16 protein-coding genes and 2 pseudogenes are annotated in these 19,520 nt (G+C 54.8%); 16 read left to right on the top strand and 2 right to left on the bottom strand.

The window, feature by feature from the left end:
• The first annotated feature begins 140 nt into the window (after positions 1-140).
• The 3 genes from Z948_RS18390 to Z948_RS0105410 all read left to right on the top strand — a co-directional run bounded on the left by Z948_RS18390 (position 141) and on the right by Z948_RS0105410 (position 4,890).
• Positions 141-689: a TetR/AcrR family transcriptional regulator gene (locus Z948_RS18390; protein WP_025058554.1), complete on the top strand. Its 549-nt coding sequence runs from the start codon at positions 141-143 to the stop codon at positions 687-689.
• Positions 690-788: 99 nt separating this feature from the next.
• The gene (locus Z948_RS0105415; protein ID WP_245604554.1) at positions 789-1,841 is read left to right on the top strand and encodes an efflux RND transporter periplasmic adaptor subunit; all 1,053 of its coding nucleotides are present in this window, start codon (positions 789-791) and stop codon (positions 1,839-1,841) included.
• A 10-nt stretch (positions 1,842-1,851) separates the two neighbouring features.
• Positions 1,852-4,890 (top strand): efflux RND transporter permease subunit, encoded by a 3,039-nt coding sequence (locus Z948_RS0105410; RefSeq protein ID WP_025058552.1) that lies wholly within the window; start codon positions 1,852-1,854, stop codon positions 4,888-4,890.
• Positions 4,891-5,141: 251 nt separating this feature from the next.
• On the opposite strand, the pseudogene Z948_RS19320 reads toward Z948_RS0105410, so the two are convergent.
• A pseudogene (locus tag Z948_RS19320) lies at positions 5,142-5,306 on the bottom strand (IS3 family transposase); the annotation flags it as partial.
• Between the two features lie 7 nt (positions 5,307-5,313).
• A pseudogene (locus tag Z948_RS19315) lies at positions 5,314-5,532 on the bottom strand (IS3 family transposase); the annotation flags it as partial.
• Between the two features lie 480 nt (positions 5,533-6,012).
• On the opposite strand from Z948_RS19315, the gene Z948_RS0105395 reads away from it, so the two are divergent.
• The 13 genes from Z948_RS0105395 to arsJ all read left to right on the top strand — a co-directional run bounded on the left by Z948_RS0105395 (position 6,013) and on the right by arsJ (position 19,465).
• On the top strand, positions 6,013-7,176 hold the full coding sequence (locus tag Z948_RS0105395) for an MHYT domain-containing protein (protein ID WP_025058549.1): 1,164 nt from the start codon (positions 6,013-6,015) through the stop codon (positions 7,174-7,176).
• A gap of 136 nt (positions 7,177-7,312) precedes the next feature.
• Entirely contained in the window at positions 7,313-8,167 is an 855-nt protein-coding gene (locus Z948_RS0105390) for an FAD binding domain-containing protein (RefSeq protein ID WP_025058548.1), read from the top strand.
• 12 nt (positions 8,168-8,179) lie between these two features.
• On the top strand, positions 8,180-8,674 hold the full coding sequence (locus Z948_RS0105385; protein ID WP_025058547.1) for a (2Fe-2S)-binding protein: 495 nt from the start codon (positions 8,180-8,182) through the stop codon (positions 8,672-8,674).
• Positions 8,671-11,097, top strand: coding sequence for an aerobic carbon-monoxide dehydrogenase large subunit (locus Z948_RS0105380; RefSeq protein WP_025058546.1), 2,427 nt, complete (start codon positions 8,671-8,673; stop codon positions 11,095-11,097). The genes Z948_RS0105385 and Z948_RS0105380 overlap by 4 nt, the downstream gene beginning before the upstream one ends.
• 51 nt (positions 11,098-11,148) lie before the next feature.
• Positions 11,149-12,024: an AAA family ATPase gene (locus Z948_RS0105375; RefSeq protein WP_025058545.1), complete on the top strand. Its 876-nt coding sequence runs from the start codon at positions 11,149-11,151 to the stop codon at positions 12,022-12,024.
• On the top strand, positions 12,021-13,202 hold the full coding sequence (locus tag Z948_RS0105370; RefSeq protein WP_025058544.1) for a vWA domain-containing protein: 1,182 nt from the start codon (positions 12,021-12,023) through the stop codon (positions 13,200-13,202). Before Z948_RS0105375 ends, Z948_RS0105370 begins: the two co-directional genes overlap by 4 nt.
• Positions 13,199-13,978 (top strand): XdhC family protein, encoded by a 780-nt coding sequence (locus Z948_RS0105365; RefSeq protein WP_025058543.1) that lies wholly within the window; start codon positions 13,199-13,201, stop codon positions 13,976-13,978. The genes Z948_RS0105370 and Z948_RS0105365 overlap by 4 nt, the downstream gene beginning before the upstream one ends.
• Positions 13,971-14,582: a nucleotidyltransferase family protein gene (locus tag Z948_RS0105360; protein WP_025058542.1), complete on the top strand. Its 612-nt coding sequence runs from the start codon at positions 13,971-13,973 to the stop codon at positions 14,580-14,582. The genes Z948_RS0105365 and Z948_RS0105360 overlap by 8 nt, the downstream gene beginning before the upstream one ends.
• Positions 14,583-14,691: 109 nt before the next feature.
• Complete coding sequence (locus tag Z948_RS0105355; RefSeq protein WP_025058541.1) at positions 14,692-15,144, top strand: SRPBCC family protein; 453 nt, start codon at positions 14,692-14,694, stop codon at positions 15,142-15,144.
• The gene (locus Z948_RS0105350) at positions 15,125-16,141 is read left to right on the top strand and encodes an XdhC family protein (protein ID WP_025058540.1); all 1,017 of its coding nucleotides are present in this window, start codon (positions 15,125-15,127) and stop codon (positions 16,139-16,141) included. The genes Z948_RS0105355 and Z948_RS0105350 overlap by 20 nt, the downstream gene beginning before the upstream one ends.
• Before the next feature lie 197 nt (positions 16,142-16,338).
• Positions 16,339-17,187 (top strand): arsenate reductase/protein-tyrosine-phosphatase family protein, encoded by an 849-nt coding sequence (locus tag Z948_RS0105345; protein WP_025058539.1) that lies wholly within the window; start codon positions 16,339-16,341, stop codon positions 17,185-17,187.
• Positions 17,184-18,182 (top strand): ArsJ-associated glyceraldehyde-3-phosphate dehydrogenase, encoded by a 999-nt coding sequence (locus tag Z948_RS0105340; RefSeq protein WP_025058538.1) that lies wholly within the window; start codon positions 17,184-17,186, stop codon positions 18,180-18,182. Before Z948_RS0105345 ends, Z948_RS0105340 begins: the two co-directional genes overlap by 4 nt.
• Complete coding sequence (gene arsJ, locus Z948_RS0105335) at positions 18,179-19,465, top strand: organoarsenical effux MFS transporter ArsJ (RefSeq protein ID WP_025058537.1); 1,287 nt, start codon at positions 18,179-18,181, stop codon at positions 19,463-19,465. Before Z948_RS0105340 ends, arsJ begins: the two co-directional genes overlap by 4 nt.
• Positions 19,466-19,520: the final 55 nt, after the last annotated feature.

Genomic DNA, 19,520 nt, shown 5'->3' with positions numbered 1-19,520 from the left:
ACCGCGAACCGAATGATTTTAGCTTTTTGATGTTCCTCAACAAAGCGCTGGTCGAAAGTGCTCACGGTCAATTTTTGCCAGCTTGACCTTATGGATCACTTGTTCCATATATTCACTCCTGCAAACGCTTTTTGGGGGTAATGTTGACAGATCTACGTATTGAGAAAACGCAAGCGGCCCTTTTTGATGCTTTGGGTGATCTTTTGACTGAAAAGCCATTCTTCGAGATCACTGTAAGTGATCTTTCGCGACAGGCCGGAATTGGACGCCAGACTTTCTATCGACACTTCAAAAGTATTGGTGACATGTTGGATGTGCGTTTCCAGAAAAGTAAGGAAGAACAGCTTTCAATCGTAAAGAAAAGTTTGGAAGACAACGAAGATTGGAGGCTTGCGATACACCGTTTTGCGTTCGAACGCGTTGCGGCCGAACCGCTTATCGCGCGTACGATCCTTCGCGGTGAAGCTGGGCCAAATGCGCTGACAAACTTTCATGACCAAATCAAGAAACTACATGAAATGGCCCCTCACAACCGATTTGACGCCGCCACACCAGAGCTTCAACGCTTTGTTGCGCCGCTCCACGCGGGCGCTCTCGTCGCTGTGCTTTTGGAATGGATTGATGCCGGGTGTACTCCGGATGCGCAAACGATGAGTCAGTTCTTGGTGAATGCAAGTGTGGTGGCATGACTATGACGGCTCTACTCACCCCTTCTCTACGAAATGGTCAAATTAGACCGATCCAATCATCCACCAGAATAAAGCTCATTCACAAAACAGGAAATTGAAATGCCCATGCGTATCTTTGGCCAAATCACAATTGCTCTATCCCTTTTGGTGGTCGCATCGGTATCCGATGCACAAGACACAGTGCCAAGGCTTGTCAAAACCATGACAGTTTCTTCTAGCGTTCCGGAGGCCGAACGACAGTTCTTTGGCCATGTCGTCGCCAAAGAAACCGTAGATATTGCCTTCCAGGTTGGTGGCCAGATTGTTTCGCTGCCAATCACCGAGGGTGAGACGATCGCTGCTGGCGACGTGATCGCGGTTCTAGACCTTGAACCGTTTGAGCTGGCCTTGGATCAGGCGCAGGTACAAAGAACGCAGTCAAGACGGACGTTCGAACGCCTAAAGAAGCTTCAAGGGGGTACGGTCAGTAAGGTCAGCGTGGACGACGCTGAAACCCAATTGGAACTGTCAGAACTTGCCGTCCGCGATGCCGAGCGCGCATTGCGCAATGCGCAGCTTACGGCACCATTTGAGGCTTTGATTGCGTCTCGCAATGTTGCGAATTTCACCACGATAAACGCTGGGACACCCGTCGTGCGCCTTCACGATATGTCGGATTTACGGATTGAAATAGACGTACCAGAAGTGCTGTTTCAGCAAGCAGGTAAAAACCCGAATATCACACTTTCTGCAAAATTTCCTGCAAGCGACGAAATGTTCCCGCTACAAGTTAGAGAGTTCAACGCAGAAACCTCTGAAGTAGGTCAAACATTTCAAATTACGCTTGGAATGACCCCGCCTGAAGGTTTGGTCGTGCTCCCAGGATCTTCTGTCACAGTCTTTGCGACACAAAATGATCTGGAACCAGAGAAGATCATCCCACATTCAGCCGTCGTTAATGCGCCAAACGGCACAACTGAAGTGATGATTTTCACATCCACTGGTGATGATACCGGCACGGTGAGTGCCGTGCCTGTGGAAATCACACCTGGTAACCATGGCGAGGTGATCGTCACGTCAGGCTTGGAAGACGGAATAGAGTTTGTCGCAAGTGGTGCGAACCTCTTGTCTGACGGCGACCAAGTGCGCCGGTTCACTGGTTTCGCGAACTAAGGAACGTATCATGAATATCGCACGCGGTTCTATCGAACGTCCTATCATTACGTGGTTGATCATGCTGGGCTGTTTGCTTGGTGGGATCTGGGCATTCTTATCTTTGGGGCGGTTAGAGGACCCCGCATTTACGATCAAGACAGCTGTAATCGTCACACAATACCCCGGCGCGGATGCAGAACAGGTCGCGCGGGAAGTTTCAGAGCCGCTTGAATCTGAAATTCAGAAAATGGGCGAAGTTAAAGAAGTGCGCTCGATGAACCAACCGGGGCTGTCATGGATCACCGTTGACATGAAGGATCAGTATGACGGCACAGAATTGCCTGAAATCTGGACCAAGCTCCGCAATCGAGTGGGCAATGCCAATTTGCCGAGCGGCACGTCCGTCCCATTTGTGAATGATGGGTTTGGCGATGTCTACGGCATCTATTATGCGGTCACGGCACCTGGGTTTTCGGATGCTGAAATCTATGGACTTTCAACATTTCTGCGCCGCGAGCTGCTTTCAGTGGATGGTGTTGCTGATGTCAGCCTATCTGGCGTTCCAAACGAAGTCGTTTATGTCGAGCCTAACTTGAGCCTAACCGTAAACCAAAACGTCCCCCCCGCAGCGATACAGGCCGCAATCGCAAACGCCAATCCTGTATCCGATGCAGGGTCGTTTCAGTCGACCGATGGGCGTGTCCTGCTTCAGGGGCCAGAAGGCAACGATAGCGTGCAGGATATTGCGGGTCTGACTGTTGGGGTCGGGGGCGAGATCCTGAACCTATTCGATTTTTCAACCGTCACCCGAGCGCGCGAACAGAACCCAAATTTGATCATTCGCCATGACGGAGTTGAGGCCTTCACCATGGGTGTGGCAGGACTTGCCAGTGAAAACATCGTCACGGTCGGGGAACGTACTGATGCCAAACTTTTAGAACTTGCGCCGCAAATTCCATTGGGGATCGAACTGACACCGATCTACCAACAGCACGTTATTGTGGAAGAAGCGTCAGGTTCGTTCTTGGTAAATTTGGCGTTGTCTGTCGGAATCGTGGTCGCGGTTCTCGCGCTCTTTATGGGGCCAAGGGCAGCAGTCGTTGTTGGCACAACATTGTTGCTGACGGTCGTTGGCACCTTGTTGTTCATGGGGATCTTCTCGATCGAAATGGAACGTATCTCGCTTGGTGCGCTGATCATCGCGATGGGTATGTTGGTGGATAATGCCATTGTTGTGGCTGAAGGCATGCAGATTTCGATGGCACGCGGAAAGACATCACGGGAAGCCGCCGAGGACACGGCGAGCAAGACGCAAATTCCCCTGCTAGGCGCGACGGTCATTGGAATCATGGCTTTCGCGGGGATTGGACTTAGCCCTGACGCGACGGGTGAGTTCCTGTTCTCTCTTTTTGCGGTTATCGCGATCTCGCTTGGCTTGTCATGGGGGCTTGCGCTAACAGTGACGCCTCTGTTGGGCCATTACTTTTTCAAGCAAGGTCAAGAGGGCGGCACCGACGCCTATGGAGGGTTCCTCTTTCGTGCATACAAGGGATTGCTGCGGTTTTGCCTAAAACTGTGGTGGCTGATCATCCCCGCACTGCTTGCAGTGACCGTCGCTTGTTTCGCTCTGTTTGGACAGGTGAAGCAACAGTTCTTCCCTGATAGCAACACGCCGCTCTTCTTTGTGCATTATAAGCTCGCGCAAGGCGCTTCGATCCACGAAGTGTCGCGCGACCTAGGCATCATGGAAGGTTGGCTGTCCGAACAGGAAGATGTCGTCGCATTTACGTCCTATGCTGGACAAGGTGCGTCGCGGTTTATGCTGACCTATCAAGCCGAAGATCCTAACCCGAGTTATGGGCATATCATTGTTCGAACAGACACGATCAACGAAATTGCCCCCCTGATCTCAGAAATGACGCAGTTTTCCTTTGAAAACTTGCCACAAGGTGAATTCCGCGCAAAGCGTCTGTCCTTTGGCCCAGGCGGTGGTGACCCTATTCAGGTGCGTTTCTCTGGCCCCGATCCGTCGGTATTACGAGAGCTATCTGAGGCTGCAATCATCAGATTGACAGAAGCATCTTCCCACATCATTGCGCCTCGGACTGATTGGCGCGAAATGGAACAGGTCTTGCGCCCTATCTATGCAACGGATCGCGCACAGCAGGCGGGCATTTCCCGAGAGGATATTGCGGAGACAATGCTTTTTGCGACAGAGGGCGTCACAGCGGGCGTTTATCGCGAAGGCGATCGCCAAATCCCAATTGTCATGCGTGCCGAGAAAGATGCAAACTTGGCTTTGACAGACCATGTAATCTACACCGATACCGGTCAAACCTTTGTTTCATTTGAACAAGTCATTGATGGTTTTGTCTTTGACGCACAAAATACCCTTGTGCTGCGAAGGGACCGGAAACTCACCATCACGGTGGGCGCAGATATTTCACCGGATCGCACCGCTGCAGAGGTACAGGCAGAAGTTCAAGAAGCAATGGACGCGATGCCTCTGCCCTTGGGCTATCAAATGGAATGGGGTGGCGAATATGAAAGCTCACGTGAGGCACAAGCCAGCCTTGCCGGTCAACTTCCTCTCAGTATGATCATCATGGTGCTGATCTCGATCCTTTTGTTCAATGCTTTGCGCCAACCATTGATCATCTGGTTGCTTGTGCCGATGTCGGTGAACGGTGTCAGTCTTGCTCTGGTAGGGACGGGCCTACCTTTCACGTTTACCGCTTTGCTTGGCCTGCTTTCGCTGTCGGGTATGTTGATCAAGAACGGGATCGTTTTGGTCGAAGAAATCGACATTGTGCGCCGTGAAAATCCGCAAGAGAGCCTCAAGGAAGCGATCGTAACCGCCTCAACATCACGTCTGCGGCCAGTCATTTTGGCGGCTGCAACAACGATCTTGGGGATGATACCGTTGATTTGGGATGCCTTCTTTCAATCGATGGCCGTCACAATTATGGGGGGGCTCGCTTTTGCATCGATCTTAACCTTGATTGCAGCACCGGTTTTCTATTTTGCGTTCTTCCGGAAGGCTTCACTCCAAATTGCTCCAAATTGACGATAGGAATGAAAGCCGGCTATGGGCGGATACTTTTGAAAAGCAATGTGTTTCTAGCGCAGAAAGTGGCTCCTTGAAGATTGGGCAGCCCGCGAGATAGATCCCAAAGATGAACCCCGCGCTGTGCGCGGGTATCTCGACACGTTGGGCAACGAAACCTTCAGAGCGGCGACAACCGGAAAGCCGAAGCTCGCCGCCCATACCGCCCCCGAGCGCCAATGGACGGCCTCGCAAACGGTCCCGTTAGTTTCCTAGACGCCTGCCTTTTCCAGTTTGAGCTGTCTTTCTTCGAAGTCAGCGGGCGACAGCATGCCGTTGTTCGAGTGCTTGCGTTTCGGGTTGTAGAACATCTCGATGTCGTCGAATGCGTCCTGTCTTGCGTGGTCGCGCGTTGGGTATGTGCGCCGCCTGATCCGCGATGCGTTCGCGCCGGTCGCGCAGATCATCCGTCAGTTTCCGGTAGCCATAAACCTTGCCGCTGTCGGCTCAGGCCTGCCGGATCAGTACGGTCTGGCGCGCATACTCCTGCGCAGGGTGGCTTAACGGATTCTTTGCCCAAGCGTAGAAGCCGCTGAAATGCACCCGCAGCACCCGACACATGGCACGTACACCGAACTCATCGCGATGCGCCCCGATGAAGGCGGATCCTCAGGATCCGCCTTTTACTTTTTGTTGATAAATTCCCTCTTAAACGAGGTATGGAATGGCTCGCCCCTTTTACTCGATGGCTGGCGAGCTCTGAATATTATTAAGTGGCGGAGTCACGCAGCACTCACCAAAACCGGACCTTCCGGGATGTCCGGTTCAAGGTCTGCAATGTTTACAAATGGGTGAATTCGCTGCGGCTGTTCCATTCTCTGTTTTTGAAAACGAGCGTTTCCAAAACCAAGGTTTGCAAGATTTTTGCGACGGCGCACCAGCATTATTCGCACAAGGCGCATCGGAGAAACCCAGCATGCCACACAGCCAATTTGGTGCGTCTCGTCGGGTCGCAAGCGCACTCAGATAGACGGGCAAAATAACTGTAGGCGGTGTCTGGGAAACTTGGTTGGAGGTGTAGGATTGAGTTGGCGATCAATCTTATTGGTTTGATTTTTGCAAATTTTGGTGCATGCAAGCGGCATGGAATTTCTAGACGTTAACCATAACGCTGCACTTGTCATTGCATCGATCGTAGTTGCCATTATCGCGGGCTTCACTGGTTTGACGTTGTCCAAGGACCTTTCCAAGCAAAGCGTTTTGCGTCGCAAAGTGTCGATTGCAATGTCAGCTATCGCTTTAGGCGGTGGTATTTGGTCGATGCATTTCGTTGCAATGCTTGGGATACAAATGCCGGTTCTATTTTACTATGATGCCGCGATTACGCTCGCGTCTGCTTTGCTGGCTATCCTCATTGTGGGAACGGCTTTGCTGCTTCTTCACTTTCGCGAACGGACGCCTTTCACCTTGTCGGCAGCGGGTGCATTGGTTGGATGTGGCATACTGGCGATGCATTATATCGGGATGGCGGGCCTTCAATTATGCCGCGCTGTTTATACGCCCCTTGGGATTCTTTTGGCTGTCGTGTCCGCCGTGGGTCTGTGTATTGCCGCGTTCTGGATTGCTTATGGCCAACGGACCAATCGCAACATCTTATTGGGAACGCTGTGCTTTGGGGTTGCCGTCAGCGCGGTTCATTTCGCGGCGATGGCTGGCACGAATTTTGTTGCCGTTCCAACGCTGCAACAATTTGGCCCCGTAATGAGCAATGAAACCCTTGCGATGGGCGTTATTCTTTCAAGCTTTGTCATCTTTGGTGCGTTCCTTTGGATGGGGGTTACGTTCTTGGCGCCAACGGCGGTTAAGGCAACACAGCCCCCATTTGGGGGCGCCGCCCTTGTTTCTCAGGCGGAGCCAGCCCCTGCATCCGGCCCCGTCCCACAGGCGAGCCAGATTATTTCCAATCTGCCGCCAACCACCATCCGAATTCCGTGCGACCAAAATGGCGTTACGAAATTGATACCCCCCGAAGAGGTCGCTTTTGTTCAAGCCGAGGGGCATTACACGAACGTATTTACCAAAGACGGAAAGTACTTTTGCGGGTGGTCCATTAGCGAAGCGATGACGCGGCTAGAAGCCACTGGCTTTATCAGGACCCACCGCAGCTATTTGGTGAACCCTACGCAAGTAAATAACTTTGAACGTCTGAAAGACACAGGCCTGTGCCGCTTTGCTGCGCAGCATCTGCCGCCCGTCCCAGTCAGCCGCTCGCACCTCACTGGTGTCCGCGACGTACTTGGCCTTTAGCCTTTCGCATTTCGTGCAGCCGTGGGCGCATTTCGTGAAAAATCCCGATCATTTCGTTGATTAACGCAAGCGCTGGCATACCGCTGCGTACAGTCTGTCCTCCTGACACTTGATTGCGGAAACGGGAGGTGAAGCAATGATACCAGCGGAGTTTGAGTACTACAGGCCCACAGACATAGCAGGCGTAATTGCCATACTTGAAGAACATGGCGACGATGCGCGCGTGATTGCGGGGGGGCACAGCCTGATCCCCATGATGAAATTACGTATGGCCGATGTGCCGCATCTGATCGATCTACAAGCGATCGACAGCCTAAATGGCATCACCATTTCAGACGGAACCATCAAGATCGGCGCGATGGTGACGCAGCATGAACTTATCAACTCGGCTGAAATTGAAAAAGCGGCCCCCATCATGACCGAAGCAGCGCGCCAAATCGCTGATCCGCAGGTCCGCTACATGGGAACCGTTGGTGGCAATGTCGCAAACGGTGATCCGGCCAACGATATGCCGGGTCTGATGCAATGCCTAAATGCGCAGCTCCACCTTATTGGTCCCGATGGCGAGCGCACAGTTCAAGCGCGCGACTTTTACGAAGCGGCTTTTATGACCGATCGTGAAGATGAAGAAATCCTGACCGCAGTGAGCTTTGATGCGCCAAAAGGCGGATACGCCTATGAGAAGCAAAAACGCAAAATCGGAGATTACGCCACTGCGGCTGCTGCGGTGCAGATCATCAAAGAAGACGGCAAGGTTTCCCAAGCCTCGATTGCGATGACAAACCTAAGCGATACGCCCGTCTGGTCCGAAGCGGCGGCCGATGCGTTGGTTGGGACGGATTGTGATGAAGGGGCGGTTAAATCTGCCATCGCTGCGATGCTCGACGACATCGACCCAACCGAGGACAACCGCGGCCCCGTCGCATTCAAACGCCACGCTGCTGGCATCGTTCTTGGCCGCGCCATCACGCGCGCTTGGTCACGGGCGTAAGGGAGAAAACACATGTCAAAAAAGATGCACGTTAAACTCAACGTCAACGGCGAAGATCACGAATTCCTCGCTGAGCCACGCGAATTGCTGATCTACGCATTGCGCGAAAAGCTCAACCTGACGGGTCCGCATGTGGGCTGTGAAACCTCCCATTGTGGGGCTTGCACGGTTACGATGAACGGTAAATCTGTTAAATCCTGCACAGTTTTTGTGGCTCAGGCCGACGGCGCAGAGGTCACCACGATTGAAGGGCTCGGTAGCCCAGATGCGCTGCACGTCCTGCAAGAGAACTTCAAAGAGCACCACGGCCTGCAATGTGGTTTCTGTACGCCGGGTATGATCACCCGCGCGGCCAAGTTGCTGGAAGAGAACCCGAACCCGACCGAAGAAGAGGTCCGGTTTGGCATTGCAGGGAATATCTGCCGCTGCACGGGCTACCAGAACATCGTGAAATCCATTCTCTCAGCCGCGTCTGAGCTGAACGCAGCCAAGGAGGCGGCACAATGAAGGACGAAATGACACGCGAAGAACGGGTTGCCAATCTTAAAGGGATGGGGTGTTCACGCAAGCGCGTTGAGGACGCCCGTTTCACCCAAGGTAAGGGCAACTACGTCGATGACGTCAAACTGCCTGGCATGTTGCACGGTGATTTCGTGCGCTCGCCCTATGCGCATGCGCGGATCAAATCGATCAACATCGATGCTGCGATGGCGCTGCCGGGTGTGACTGCGGTTCTGACCGCCAAAGATCTAGAGCCGCTGGGCCTGCACTGGATGCCAACATTGGCGGGTGACAAACAGATGGTTCTGGCCGACGGCAAAGTGCTGTTCCAAGGTCAGGAGGTCGCCTTTGTTGTGGCGTCTGATCGCTATGTTGCAGCAGATGCGGTTGAATTGGTTGAGGTCGACTACGAAGAGCTTGAGGTGGTTGTAGACCCGTTCGAGGCTTTGAAATCGGATGTTGTTCTGCGCGAAGACATGGTGGCCGAAGATGGATCGGTTCCAAATGGCGCGCATGGTCCACGCAACCACCCGAACCATATTTTCACTTGGGAAGCAGGCGAAAAAGAAGCAACCGAGCAGGTGATCGGCGACGCTGAAGTCGTCGCTACCGAAGAGATGTATTACCACCGCACCCATCCCTGTCCGCTTGAAACCTGCGGTTCCGTCGCTTCCATGGACAAGGTCAACGGCAAGCTGACCCTATGGGGCACGTTTCAGGCACCACATGTTGTGCGCACCGTTGCCTCGCTTTTGTCTGGCATAGAAGAACACAACATCCGCGTCATCTCTCCCGATATTGGCGGCGGGTTTGGCAACAAAGTGGGTGTTTATCCCGGCTATGTCTGCTCAATCGTGGCCTCCATTGTCACAGGCGTGCCTGTGAAGTGGGTCGAGGACCGGATGGAAAACCTGATGTCGACGGCCTTTGCCCGCGACTATTGGATGAAGGGTCAGATCAGCGCCACCAAGGAAGGTAAGATCACCGGCCTGCATTGCCATGTGACAGCTGACCACGGTGCATTTGATGCCTGCGCGGATCCGACGAAATTCCCAGCTGGTTTCATGAACATTTGTACGGGGTCTTATGACATCCCTGTCGCCTATCTGGGGGTGGACGGTGTCTACACCAACAAGGCGCCAGGCGGTGTTTCCTACCGGTGTTCCTTCCGCGTAACCGAGGCGGTGTATTTCATTGAACGCATGATCGAAGTTCTTGCGATCAAGCTGAATATGGATCCGGCTGAGCTACGCTCGATCAACTTTATCAAGAAAGAGCAGTTCCCGTATCAGGCTGCGCTGGGGTGGGAATACGATTCAGGCGACTATCAAACCGCATGGGACAAAGCACTGGAGGCCGTCGATTACAAAGGTCTGCGTGCCGAACAAGCCCAGCGGGTAGAGGACTTTAAGGCAGGCAAGACGCGTAAGGTGATGGGCATTGGTTTGTCCTTCTTCACCGAGATCGTTGGCGCGGGTCCGGTCAAGAATTGTGATATTCTTGGAATGGGCATGTTTGACAGCTGCGAAATCCGCATCCACCCTACAGGGTCGGCTGTGGCGCGGCTGGGGACGATCAGCCAAGGTCAGGGCCACGCAACGACCTTTGCGCAGATCCTCGCAACCGAGATCGGCCTATCCGCTGAGAGCATCACAATTGAAGAAGGCGACACAGATACGGCGCCTTACGGTTTGGGCACCTATGGGTCGCGTTCGACTCCGGTTGCGGGTGCTGCGGCGGCGATGGCGGGGCGGAAGATCCGCGCCAAGGCACAGATGATCGCGGCCTATCTGCTAGAGGTTCACGACAATGACGTGGAATTCGACGTGGACCGCTTTGTTGTCAAAGGATCGCCTGAGCAGTTCAAGACGATGAAAGAAGTCGCCTATGCTGCCTATAATCAGGCCATCCCAGGGCTCGAACCCGGTCTGGAAGCGGTTAGCTATTATGATCCCCCCAACATGACCTATCCCTTTGGCGCGTATATTTGCGTCATGGACATCGACGTTGATACGGGTGTGCCGGAAATCCGCCGCTTCTATGCGCTGGATGATTGCGGGACGCGGATTAACCCGATGGTGATTGAGGGGCAAATCCATGGCGGTCTGACCGAGGCGCTTGCCGTCGCTTTGGGCCAAGAGATTGCCTATGACGATTTGGGTAACGTCAAGACGGGGACATTGATGGACTTCTTCCTGCCGACTGCTTGGGAAGTGCCAAACTATGAAACCGACTATACCGTGACGCCCAGCCCGCACCACCCGATTGGCGCAAAAGGTGTCGGCGAAAGCCCGCATGTGGGCGGCGTGCCTTGCTTCTCGAATGCGGTGCAGGATGCCTTCCGCCCGTTTGGCAACACCCACACCAATATGCCGCATGACCACTGGCGCATTTGGCAGACTGCCAACGATCTGGGCATGCACGACTAAGATAATGATGCGGGCTGCGCTTTGCGGCCCGCATCGTCTGGGAGGACAATGATGACTTGGAATACGTTACAAACGGCCATGGCCGATCAGGGATATATTGCCTCTGGGGATCTGGCGATGGCGCTGCATTTGGCGCTGTCGCTGGGCCGTCCTTTGCTGCTGGAGGGCGCTGCAGGGGTCGGCAAAACCGAAGTTGCGCGGGTGCTGGCGGCGGTTGAGGACACGCAGCTGATCCGTTTGCAGTGCTACGAAGGTCTGGATGCTGCTCAGGCAATTTACGAATGGAATTATCAGCGTCAGTTACTGGCAATCCGCGCGGCATCTGAAGATGGCGAGACGGGTAAATCCGTTGAGGCGCGGATATTCTCGGATGAATTCCTGCTGGAACGTCCGCTGCTCAAGGCGATCCGCCAAGACAAAGCACCGGTTCTGCTGATCGACGAGATTGACCGCGCTGATGAAGAGTTCGAGGCATACCTGCTGGAAATCCTGTCAGAATTTCAGGTGACCGTTCCCGAAATGGGCACCATCACCGCAACGACGCGGCCGATGGTTATCCTGACGGCCAACGGCACACGCGATCTAAGCGATGCACTGCGCCGTCGTTGTCTGTATGCTCACGTGCCCTATCCCGATCACGAGACCGAGCTGGCGATCTTGATTGCGCGTAATCCTGACATCACCGATCGTCTGTGCGCGCAGATTGTCGGGTTTGTTCAGGCCCTGCGCAAACAAGAGCTGGAAAAGAAACCTGGCATTGCCGAGATGCTGGATTTTGCCGCTGCTTTGATGGGCCTTGGCGTGGCCGATCTGACGAGCGATCCGGCAATTTTACAGGCAACGCTGACGACCCTGTTAAAAACGCAGATAGACCGCGACGCAATTTCCACAGAAATCGCGCAACGCTTGGCGGGCAAAGCCGCATGAGCCTCGTGACCAAATTTGCCGCCCGTGATCCGGGCCCTGCCGCCCGAATGGCTGGATTTGTTGCGCATCTGCGTGACCACGGCTTGCGGCTTGGCGTGGGCGAAACGGGCGCAGCGCTGGACGCCTTGACCCATATCAACGCAGCAAACCCCCATGATGCACGCCGCGCACTGAAATCTGTGTTTACGGGCTGCGCCGAAGAAGCCGCCCAGTTCGACGGGTTGTTCGACAGCTTTTGGATGAACGGCGGACGTGTCAAAACCCGCGTGACCGCAACAGCGACGCCAAGCCAAAGCGAAAACGTAAAATCCAGTCGTGAAGCCAGCGAAGAGGCCAGCAGCGGCACGGGTGACATCAGCGCGCCTGACGGTGGCAATGGCGAAGCGGAAAGCGACGGGGAAGGCAAATTAGTTGCAACGGATGTCACCAACCTGCTCAAGAAAGACTTGCGCGATCTTGTTCACCCCGAAGACATTGCCGAAGCGGAAAAGATCGCGCAGCGCCTTGGGGCCGCGTTAAGGGATAGGCGATCACGTCGTCGCAAAGACGCGCGCAAGGGGGATCAAATCCACTTTCGCAAAGTCATGCGGCAATGCCTTGCGACAGGTGGCGAACCTTTTACGCTGCCCAAACGCCAACGACCCGACCGCACGATGCGGATCACGGCGATCTGCGATGTGTCAGGGTCGATGACCGTCTATTCACGCATTTTTCTCGCGTTCCTTGCAGGCCTCATGCGCGCCGATACTCGGGCGGATGCCTATCTTTTTCATACGAGGCTTGTGCGGATTACCGAGGCCCTGCGTGACAAAGATGCACTGCGCGCGTTGGCGCGGTTGTCTTTGCTGGCCGAAGGCTTTGCTGGTGGATCAAAGATTGCGGACAGTCTTGAAACATTTGCAAACACCTATGGCCGTCGATTTGTTGATAATCGAACGGTCGTTATGATCCTGTCGGACGGCTATGACACCGCATCGCCTGAGCTGATTTCTGACGCGCTTGCCCGTTTGAAAAAACGTGGCTGCAAGATCATTTGGCTTAACCCTCTCAAAGGTTGGGACGGCTATGAACCGACAGCACGCGCGATGGCTAATGCCTTGCCGCATCTGGATCTGTTTCGCGCGGCCAATACGCTGGGCGACCTTGCGGCGCTTGAGAGCGAAATGGTGCGGCTATGACACCAAAACAGATCATGGAACACGGATTGAACGAGGGCGAAAAATGCTTTGCCATCGCCACGATTGTGCGCACCACTGGAACCACCTCAGCCAAACCTGGCGCTAAGGCGTTGATGCGCGAAGACGGAACAATTCTTGAAGGGTGGCTCGGTGGCGGCTGTGTCCGCGGGGCGATCAAGGACGCGACCTTGCGGGCCTATGCAACGGGCCAACCCCAATTTATCTCGGTCGCCCCGCAAGAAGAGCTGGCGGAAAAAGGCGTGCGTGCAGGCGATGACGTTGATGGCGTCCGATTTGCACGCAACGGATGCCCGTCCAAGGGGACCATCGACATCTTTATCGAACCTCATCTCCCGAAACCTGACTTGCTGGTCTTTGGGGAATCCCCAGTGGCAAAAAAACTGATCGAGCTTGCTCCGCAGTTTGGTTGGGGCGCCACCACAGTAAGTGCGGATGCCCCATTGCCCCCACGCACACCCAGTTCTGCGCGCTATCTTGTTATCGCGACGCAGGGGCAGGGTGATCTTGCTGCATTAAAAACAGGGCTGGCGGACCTTGCCGAGTACATCGCCTTTGTTGGGAGCACTAAAAAGTTCACGAGCCTGTCTGAAAAGCTGATCGCGGCAGGTGCCGACCCCGCACAAATCGCCACTGTTCGTGCGCCCGCTGGGCTGGACATTGGTGCTGTCACCCCTGCCGAAATCGCGCTGGCGATACTTGCGGAGCTGACACAGGTCAAACGTGATCTTTTGGCGAGGCTCGCCCAAAATGGGTAGTTTTGGCGCGATAATTTTGGCCGCAGGTCTGTCGCGGCGCATGGGAGATCGCAACAAGCTACTGTTGTCGATCCACGGCAAACCGATGATCCGCCACGTCGTTGAAACCTACCTGTCCGTTGTGGATGAACGGGTTTGGGTTGTGACGGGATATGAAAGCGAACGGATTGAAGCTGCGCTGCGCGGGTTGGATGTGCAAATTGTGCACAACGAAAATTTCGAGGCAGGGCAACCGTTTTCAGTTCGCGCAGGGCTTTGTGAAGCACGCGGCGCGCAGCATTATCTAATCGGCCTTGGAGATCAGCCAGACCTAACCGATGGGGATTTGCGCGCATTGATGGCGGCGCATTTGGCGGGGGATGTTCAGAAGATTTCCATCCCTTACCAAGGTTCCACACGGGGCAATCCAATCATTGTTCCTGCCGCGATGCGGAAGAGGTTGCTGCTAGATCAGGCCAATCCTGGTTGTGGGAAATTCACCCGCACCCATCCTGAACTGGCCCAACATCACCCCATGACACAATCGGGGTTTTTCAATGACATCGACACGCCAGCCGCGTTTGAAGCCTTCAAAAAATCAACAACGTTAAAGGACCTGATATGAAGAAGTTACGCAGCCTTTTACACGCCTATCGTCAAAAATGGGCCCTTTCACCGGATCAAGTAGAAACACTTGCCTCCGTAAAATTTCCCTGCTGTTAGAAAGAGAAAACATGGAACTTAAAGACGAAATCACCATCAATGCGCCAATGACCCGCGTTTACGAAGCATTGAACGATCCCGATATCCTGCGCGAATGCATTCCAGGGTGCGAAGAATTGATCCAACATTCCGATACTGAGCTAGAAGCAAAAATTTTGCTGAAAGTCGGGCCCGTAAAGGCGCGTTTCGGCGGTAATGTCACGCTGGACAAAAGTGGCGCTCCAGACGCGTTTTCCCTCACCGGAGAAGGCAGTGGCGGCGCTGCGGGGCATGCCAAAGGCGGCGCGGATGTCACGCTGGTGGCCGAGGGTGACACCACGATTCTGACCTATGACGCCAAGGCGCAAATCGGCGGTAAGCTGGCGCAACTGGGCAGCCGGCTCATTCAGAGCACATCGAAAAAACTCGCGGCCAAGTTCTTTAAGAAATTTGCCGAAGTGCTGGATGGCGAAACCGTTGGTTAACCCCATCACATATCATGACCATGCGGTCGAAGTTTTGGCGCAGGTTGCGGCCTATGTGCGAACAGGGCAGCGTTTTGTGTTGATTACGTCGGTGGATATCAAGGGCGGCAGTGCACGTGATCTGGGATCACTGGCTGTCGTCAATGATGCCGGCGAAATGACGGGCTATATGTCTAATGGCTGCATTGATCAGGATATCCTGCTTCAAGCGTTGGAATGCTTGCGGTCGGGTTCAGCCCGTTTGTTGCGGTATGGTGATGGGTCTCCCTTCCGTGATCTGACTTTGCCGTGCGGCGGGGCATTGTCGGTGTGGATCGACCCCGCACCCGATACCGCGGCACTTGTGGAGGCCTACAACGCCTTGCTGGCACGTGCGCCTGCAACCCTGACGTTCTTCCCTGAAACGGCAGGGGGGGCTCTTGCCCCGATCACGATTGCCTATCAGCCCAAGGTGGCGCTGACCCTTGCTGGACGGGGTGCAATTTTTCGCGCGACCGCCAAAATTGCACATGCGATCGGGTTTGATGTGACGGCCTTTTCCCCCGACCTCCATGACCTCGATGCGATCACAGCCTACTGTAATAAACCACCAACGCATGTGACCTCTCAACAAGGCATCACTGCGCTGGAACTGGACGCAACCAGTGGATTTTTAACTCTGTTTCACGATCATGATTGGGAACCTGCATTTCTTGTCGCGGCGCTGGCTACCACAGCTGGATTTATCGGGGCGTTAGGCAGCCAGCGTACGCACGCGGCGCGGCTTGCCCAGTTGGCTGACAGGGGTATTTCTGAACGGGATCAGCAGCGCATTCGGGGGCCAATTGGCCTTGTCCCTTCGCTGCGAAATGCCGACCTGATTGCAGTCTCTGCATTGGCCGAAATCGCGCAGGCCTTTGCGTATGAGCAGCAATTGGTCGTTGAAGTTCAGCAGGCACGCCAAGCTGAACCATCGCCATTCTTAGCAGTTGTTCAAAAGGCGCGTTCCGTCTGCTGATTTTCTGGAACGAAAGAGGGTTGATGCCAAACCTTTTGCTCTCCGCTGTCTGTATCTGGCCGCAGATACAAAAGGGTAAATCCCGCTGCGCGTGGTTTGCGGCTATGGCGGCTTCGTTTCATCGGACATCGTAGAAAACGGACGTTGTCATAAAACCTTCACTTGGTGAAAATTCATAATTCACATATTCACGAATTATGGAAGAAATGATTCTCACCCGCCTCTCAACCCTAGGCCACCCGCAGCGGCTGGCCCTGTTTCGGCTGCTCATGCGTCGCTATCCCGATCGCGTTCCTGCGACTGAGTTGGCGCAAGCCCTCATGATCAAGCCTAACACGCTGTCCACTTACGTGAATGCGTTGATGCACGCAGGTCTGGTGACGCAAGAGCGCGTCGGGACATCCCTGCGCTATGCCATCCACATGCAGGCGGCCCGCGAGACCATCGATTATCTCATCATCGACTGCTGCCGAGGCCGCCCCGACATCTGTTCGCCCGACCTTTATCCAACCTCATTCGGAGAAACCGCCATGAGTGACCGTAAGTTCAATGCCCTTTTCATCTGCACCGGAAATTCAGCGCGATCGATCTTTGCTGAATCCATTCTGCGTGACATGGCGGGGGATCGGTTTGTAGCCTATTCAGCAGGCACCAAACCCCGCTCGGAGTTGAATCCCTTCGCGGTTGAGGTGCTGGAACAGAAGGGCCATGACGTGTCGGTGTTGCGCTCGAAAAACATCTCGGAGTTCCAAACACCCGATGCCCCCAAATTCGATTTCATCTTTACTGTCTGTAACGGCGCCGCGAACGAGGAATGCCCGTCATGGCAGGGCCAACCTGTTACCGCCCATTGGGGGTTGCCCGATCCGGTAAAGGTCGAAGGCTCTGACGCGGAAAAGAACCTTGCGTTCCATCAGACCTATGGCGCGCTTCGTAATCGAATGACGGGCTTTACGGGCCTGCCCATCGCATCGCTGGACCGTATGTCTTTGCAAAAGGCTGTCGATGATCTGGCTCAGTCACAAGAAAAAGGACCTGCAACATGACCGTTTATGCCCTCAATGGCCTTGGCCGTATCGGAAAACTTGCCCTAAAGCCTCTGCTTGCGCGCGGCGCGCAGATTGCATGGATCAACGACGCGGTTGGTGACCCTGAGATGCATGCGCATTTGCTAGAGTTCGACACCGTGCATGGGCGGTGGCAGGCGGATTTTTCCTATGATGAGGAGAGCATCACCATCGACGGCACCCGCATCCCGTTCATCGGGACGCGCGACATTGCCGACCTGCCGCTTGAAGGTGTTGATGTGGTGATCGACTGTACGGGGGTGTTCAAGACCGAAGCAAAGATCGCGCCGTATTTCGATGCTGGCGTAAAAAAGGTTGTTGTCTCGGCCCCTGTGAAGGACGGCGATGCGGCCAACATCGTCTACGGTGTGAACCACGATACCTATGATCCGGCAGAGCATCGCATTGTGACCGCGGCCAGTTGCACAACAAATTGCCTCGCCCCCGTGGTGAAAGTGATCCATGAGAATCTGGGCATCAAGCACGGTTCGATCACCACCATCCACGATGTGACGAACACCCAAACCATTGTGGACCGACCAGCAAAAGATCTTCGCCGCGCCCGCTCGGCGCTGAACTCACTTATCCCGACGACAACGGGCAGTGCAACGGCCATCACTCTGATTTACCCCGAGCTAACGGGGCGTTTGAACGGCCACGCTGTCCGTGTCCCGCTTTTGAACGCATCGCTGACCGATTGCGTGTTTGAGGTTGAACGCGAGACGACGTCTGAAGAGGTCAATGCCTTGTTCAAAACAGCTTCAGAGGGGCCGCTTGCCGGTATCCTTGGATATGAGGAACGCCCGTTGGTCTCAACAGATTATACCAACGACGAACGCTCCAGCATCGTCGATGCGCTCTCCACAATGGTCATCAACGGAACGCAGGTGAAAATCTATGCTTGGTATGACAATGAAATGGGCTATGCTCATCGCCTTGTCGATGTGGCGTTTATGGTCGGGGACAGCCTGTGACTGAAACCGGCTCCCGCCCCGAAGGTCTGTTAGCCTATATCGCTGTCACTGCTGCCTATTGGGCGTTCATGCTCACCGATGGGGCGCTCAGGATGCTGGTGCTGCTGCATTTCCACACGTTGGGGTTCAGCTCTGTGCAGCTGGCCTATCTCTTTGTGCTCTACGAGATCGCGGGCATGGTTACCAATCTGGCGGCTGGCTGGATCGCGGCGCGGTTTGGGTTGACCTCGACCCTCTATGCGGGGTTGGGCATTCAGGTGCTCGCGCTTTTGGCGCTGACGCAACTGGACCCAACATGGGCGATCGGAGCCTCGGTAGCCTTTGTTATGCTGGTACAGGGCGCAAGCGGCGTGGCCAAGGATCTGGCCAAGATGTCTTCCAAATCCGCCGTCAAGTTTCTGGCGCCTCAAGAGGGGGACGGGTTGTTCCGCTGGGTGGCCCTGCTGACGGGCTCTAAGAATGCGGTGAAGGGGCTTGGCTTTTTGCTAGGGGCGGCACTTCTCGCAATGTTCGGGTTCCAAATTGCGGTGCTTGGAATGGCGGCGGTTCTTTTCGCCATTCTCGTGGTGGTGCTGATCGCGATGCCTGCGGGGCTGCCAAAAGGGCGGAAGGGGGCGAAGTTTTCCGAAGTCTTTTCGAAATCGGCGAATGTGAACTGGCTGTCGCTCGCGCGGGTGTTCCTGTTTGGGGCGCGGGACGTGTGGTTTGTCGTTGGTATTCCAATTTATTTCTACGCCGTGCTGTCCGATGGCACGACAGAGGGTAATCGCACTGCGTTTTTCTTGATCGGCACATTCATGGCGATCTGGACCATTCTTTATGGCGCGGTGCAAGCGGCAGCGCCTCGTTTGTTACGTGCCAGTACCCGCACCGAGGCCGATTTGATCGGTGTCGCACGCGCTTGGGCGTGGGCTTTGGCGGCGGTGCCAGCCCTTCTGACCGCCGTCGCCTTTTCTGCCTCAGAGCCGCAGACATGGCTCACCATGTCACTTGTGATTGGTCTGCTTGTATTTGGAGGGGTGTTCGCGGTGAACTCGGCGCTGCATTCCTATCTGATCCTTGCCTTTACCGAGACTGAACGGGTCACGATGGACGTGGGATTCTATTATATGGCCAATGCAGGCGGGCGTTTGGCAGGCACGGTTCTGTCGGGCGTGACCTATCAGATTGGCGGGCTGACCCTTATGTTGGGCACGGCGACTGCGATGGTGGCGATCGCTGCCGTCACTGCAGGTTTTTTGCGGCCCAACTCTGGCGTGGTTGCGAAACCCGCCAAACCATAGGGCTGGCCAAGAGTGACAATGAGCCCATTTCTGCGTCTGCTTTGCCAATCGAGGT

The organism is Sulfitobacter donghicola DSW-25 = KCTC 12864 = JCM 14565 (assembly GCF_000622405.1).
GTDB lineage: Bacteria > Pseudomonadota > Alphaproteobacteria > Rhodobacterales > Rhodobacteraceae > Sulfitobacter > Sulfitobacter donghicola.
The sequence above is the reverse complement of the archived record's forward strand: the minus strand, read 5'-3'. Positions and strand labels throughout refer to the sequence as shown.